Source organism: Clostridium nigeriense (genome assembly GCF_050585265.1).
Lineage (GTDB): Bacteria > Bacillota > Clostridia > Clostridiales > Clostridiaceae > Clostridium > Clostridium nigeriense_B.
On sequence record NZ_JBNOOE010000040.1, the window covers coordinates 1 to 3,662 of the forward strand.

The window sequence follows — 3,662 nt, forward strand, 5'->3', positions numbered from 1 at the left end:
TAAAAGAATTGCTGGTTTATTTTATACTTAACTTATATTCTGTTCAATTTTCAAAGACCATTTTTCTTCATCGCCCTTAAGCGACTTCCTTATCTTATCACCTTATTTTCCAGCTGTCAACACATTTTAAAATTTTATTTTTAAAACATATTTCCGCTCTCAAGCGATGACTAAATATTATCATTTTAAAATATCTTTGTCAACATTTTTTGATAATTTTTTTAATAAAATTATATGTTAACCTTAAATTTTCATTTTACCTCTTACCTTACCACTATTTGCCATATCCTAAAGCCTTTAATATTATCAATGCCGTATCCTCTATGGCTCTTTGCGTTACATCAATAGTTTTACACCCAATTTTTCTCATTATCTTATCTGCAAATTCAAATTCTTCCAAAATTCTAGCATCCCCAGCATATTCTATTCCTGTAGGAATTCTATGAAATTTATCTAATCTTCTTTTTCTTATTTCTATTAAATGAAGTGGATCTATTATCAATCCAAATACTTTTTTTCTATCTATCTCAAAAAGTTCTTTTGGTATTTCAACTTCAGGCATTAGGGGAATATTTATAGCCTTTAACCCCTTATTTGCTAAGTACATACATAATGGTGTTTTAGATGTTCTTGATAGACCTACTAACACTATATCTGCATTTTTTAATCCTCTATAATCCTTACTGTCATCATATTGCATTGCAAATTCCATAGCTTCTATCCTCTTATAATATACTTCATCTATATTTCTCATAGCACCAGGATTATTATCCGGCATTCTATTTAATATAGATGATGCTACATTCACAATTGGACCAAGGACATTAATCACAGATATGTTCTTTTCTAAACATTTTTGAGTTAAATACTCTCTTACTTTTACTGTAATTATCGTAGATACTATAATACATCTTTCACACTCATTTACCTTCTTCATTAAGTCTTCTACATCATCCAGCTCCTTAACATATGGTACCCTCTTAACCTCAACCTCCCCTTTAAACTGACTAGCCGCTGCTAATGATACCTGCTCTGCTGTTTCTCCAATAGAATCTGATACCGCAAAAATTTTTAACAATTTGATTACCTCCTATAGTTCCTCTCATCAACTTATTATTTATACAAATATTTTTAATATTCGTTATTTTGTATTAATTATAACAATAATTAAAATAATTTGTTAGCCTTATGTGAAATTTATAAATATATATGTTAAAATCTTAATATCTTATTATTCTCTAGGAGGAAAAAATGTCTAATAAATTTAATAAAGAAAAGTGGTTAACTATAGGATTACTTCCCATAATGTGGTTATTATATTTTTTCTTTGAAATAATCACAGGAAGAGTAGATGATTTTTATACATTATTTATGAATTTATTACTTACTACTATATTCGCTTTTACAGGATGGATAATACATCTTATTTCTAATAAATATAAAAAAGGATTTTCCAACAAATCTACTATTTTTATATTTATAGTTCTTATGCTAATTGATCAAGGCTGTAAAATAATCATTAATATGTTTTTCTTCAATGATTATATTGAAATAATAAAAGGCTTTTTATCTTTTGATCCTATAATCAATACGGATGGTTCATGGCTTAATGCAAGATTTGGATTAGGGGTTGGGTTTTCATCACTAATTCTTCTGAATATTATTGCAGTTATTTTATTTATAGAAGTCTATAGATATTATCTTTCTAAAGGAAATAAAGATTTCTGGTCAGATATGTCATTTTTATTTATTACATCTGGAGCTTTATGCTCATTAATAGATAAAGTTTTTTATGGTGGTAGCTTAGACTTTATTGGTATTAGTAATTTATTTATTGCTGATATCAAGGATATTTATATTAATTTAGGAATATTATTCTTTATTATGTTAATTTACATAAATGGTTATTTTAAAGAAGATGAAAACACTACTTTAAAAGATGATTGGAATTCAATAAAGAAATTTTTTAAATTTATGAAAAAGGATATATTAAAAAAATAAGAAGGATTTAATCCTTCTTTTTTTATGTAATGCTAGGCAAGTTTTTATAAAAAAAATCACTTCATAAAGAAGTGATTTCTGGTGGCTTACCCGGGAATCGAACCCGGTACACCTTGATTAAAAGTCAAGTGCTCTACCGATTGAGCTAGTAAACCTTATGACCTGGCGACGTCCTACTCTTCCACACAGTCTCCCGTGCAGTACCATTGGCGCTGTAGAGCTTAACTTTCCTGTTCGGAATGGAAAGGAGTGTTTCCTCTACGCCATCATCACCAGATATTTTTCCCTCAACAAGAACTTATTATATAGACTTCTTAGAATAATGTCAACATATTTTTTTAAATAATTTTATATTTTTATATTTTTTATATAAATTAATTAAATTTATATAAAAAATTATCATTAAATAAAGCTATCAAGAATATTTTTTTGTTTATTCTTAATAGCTTTATTTACTACTTATTTAGTTTATATATATATTCTCTTAATATTTCATTTGAAGCTTTAAATTTTCTAAGCTCTTCTTCTGTCATATCTATTTCCACAACTTCCTTAACACCTTGACTATTAAGAACTGCTGGTACTCCACTAAAAACATTATATTCACCATATTCTCCATTTAATAATGTAGATACTGGAATTATCTTATTTTCATCATTAACAATCGCTTTTATTATTCCTGCTGTTGCAGCTGCTATAGCATAATATGTTGTTCCTTTTCTATTATAAACTTCCCAGCCAGCTCTAGCTGTATCTAGAACCAACTTATCTAAATCAACTTCACCTGCTCTATCCTTGTTATCTTCAATTACTTTATTAAATGGCTTCCCTCCTATATACACATGAGACCATGGAACCATTTGAGAATCTCCATGTTCCCCCATAGAGTAGGCTTGAACACTTCTAGGATCTACATTAAATAAATCTCCAATAAAATTCTTTAACCTAGCTGAATCTACTGAAGTTCCAGATCCTATGACATTACTTTTAGGTAAACCTGATAATTTATGCACATGATAAGCTATTATATCCACAGGATTAGACACAATTATAAAATGTCCTTTGAAACCACTAGACATTATTGGATTAACTATAGATTCAACTATTTTAGCAGATAACTCTAAAGTATCTAGTCTTGTTTGCCCAGGCTTAGGTGGTGCTCCAGCTGTTATAACTACTATATCAACATCTGAACATTCTTCATAGGCTCCTACCCTAATTTTAGTATTTCTATTTAAATACTCTATGCAATGTTTTAAATCCATTACTTCTCCAAGAGCCTTTTCTTTATTAATATCTATCATAAGAACTTCATCACATACACCTTGAGTTATTAAGCTAAAGGCTGTGCTTGATCCAACTAGTCCAGTTCCTACTATTGCCACTTTTCTTGTTTTTGAAAACATATTAACCCTCCCAAAAATTATTCTTATCTATTTTAGTGTATCATGTTTTTACAATAAATATATTAAAAATAAAAAAATCCTAAACAAATGTTTAGGATTTTGGTGCGTCATCAGGGGATCGAACCCGGGACACCCTGATTAAGAGTCAGGTGCTCTACCAACTGAGCTAATAACGCATATTACCTGGCAACGTCCTACTCTCCCACACAGTCTCCCGTGCAGTACCATCGGCGCTGTAGAGCTTAACTTTCCTGT

3 protein-coding genes, 2 tRNA genes and 2 rRNA genes are annotated in these 3,662 nt (G+C 29.4%); 1 reads left to right on the forward strand and 6 read right to left on the reverse strand.

Translation table 11 applies throughout. The features are described 5' to 3' along the window. Positions 1-274: 274 nt before the first annotated feature. Complete coding sequence (locus ACQPVP_RS17010; protein WP_430851988.1) at positions 275-1,078, reverse strand: pyruvate, water dikinase regulatory protein; 804 nt, start codon at positions 1,076-1,078, stop codon at positions 275-277. A 173-nt stretch (positions 1,079-1,251) separates the two neighbouring features. Between ACQPVP_RS17010 and ACQPVP_RS17015 the strand changes: the two genes are divergently transcribed. Then, positions 1,252-2,001: a signal peptidase II gene (locus tag ACQPVP_RS17015; RefSeq protein WP_430851990.1), complete on the forward strand. Its 750-nt coding sequence runs from the start codon at positions 1,252-1,254 to the stop codon at positions 1,999-2,001. Between the two features lie 79 nt (positions 2,002-2,080). Here the strand turns inward: ACQPVP_RS17015 and ACQPVP_RS17020 are convergent. The 5 genes from ACQPVP_RS17020 to rrf (ACQPVP_RS17040) form a co-directional block, all read right to left on the reverse strand. Continuing rightward, positions 2,081-2,156, reverse strand: a tRNA-Lys gene (locus ACQPVP_RS17020). A gap of 5 nt (positions 2,157-2,161) precedes the next feature. Further along, positions 2,162-2,278 (reverse strand): 5S ribosomal RNA (gene rrf / locus ACQPVP_RS17025). A gap of 178 nt (positions 2,279-2,456) precedes the next feature. Then, positions 2,457-3,407 carry an L-lactate dehydrogenase gene (locus ACQPVP_RS17030; protein ID WP_430851992.1) on the reverse strand — a complete coding sequence of 317 codons (951 nt, stop codon included), beginning with the start codon at positions 3,405-3,407 and terminating at the stop codon, positions 2,457-2,459. Between the two features lie 100 nt (positions 3,408-3,507). Further along, positions 3,508-3,583: transfer RNA gene (locus ACQPVP_RS17035), tRNA-Lys, on the reverse strand. A gap of 5 nt (positions 3,584-3,588) precedes the next feature. Beyond that, positions 3,589-3,662: ribosomal RNA gene (gene rrf / locus ACQPVP_RS17040) — 5S ribosomal RNA — on the reverse strand; the annotation flags it as partial.

What these genes read in the sequence shown, in the direction of transcription:
- ACQPVP_RS17015 (WP_430851990.1), top strand. Translation starts at nt 1,252, where the DNA reads ATGTCTAATAAATTTAATAAAGAAAAGTGGTTAACTATAGGATTACTT.
- ACQPVP_RS17030 (WP_430851992.1), bottom strand. Translation starts at nt 3,407, where the DNA reads ATGTTTTCAAAAACAAGAAAAGTGGCAATAGTAGGAACTGGACTAGTT.